At 71.9% G+C, this 609-nt stretch carries 1 protein-coding gene; it reads right to left on the reverse strand.

The genetic code is table 11. The features are described from left to right. A partial coding sequence (locus tag ACI79U_RS21430; protein WP_457072413.1) for a flagellin N-terminal helical domain-containing protein occupies positions 1-341 on the reverse strand: 341 nt, incomplete at its 3' end. Positions 342-609: the final 268 nt, after the last annotated feature.

Here is a 609-nt window from a genome sequence, read left to right on the forward strand (position 1 = left end):
TGGATGTTCTTCTTGGCGTCGTCGTTGAGGCCACCGTCGTTGGAGGCCTGCACCGACAGGTCGCGCATGCGCTGCAGGATCTTGTGCGTCTCGGTGAGCGCACCTTCAGCGGTCTGCACGACCGAGATGCCGTCCTGGGTGTTGCGGACGGCGACCTTCAGGCCACCGATCTGCGAGCGGAGGCCCTCGGAGATGGCCAGGCCCGCGGCGTCGTCGGCGGCGCGGTTGATGCGGAAGCCGGAGGAGAGCTTCTCCAGCGACTTGCCCATCTGGTTGTCGGTGACCGACAGGTTGCGGTACGAGTTCATCGCCGCGATGTTGTTGTTGACGCTCAGACCCATGGTGTTCCTCCGTGGACGTGGGTTTCAGATCGACCGCTGCATCCGTGCTGCGGGGTGTTGCCCTCTCAGTTACGGCGCCGAGCGGGCGTTCTCAACCCGAAACCGGGACGTCTTCCTGGGGGAGCTGAGCGCTGACCGGACGTGGCCGTGGGGGGGGGGGGGGGGGGGGGGGGGGGGGGGGGGGGGGGGGGGGGGGGGGGGGGGGGGGGGGGGGGGGGGGGGGGGGGGGGGGGGGGGGGGGGGGGGGGGGGGGGGGGGGGGGGGGGGT

It is taken from the genome of Modestobacter sp. SYSU DS0904 (assembly GCF_054051115.1).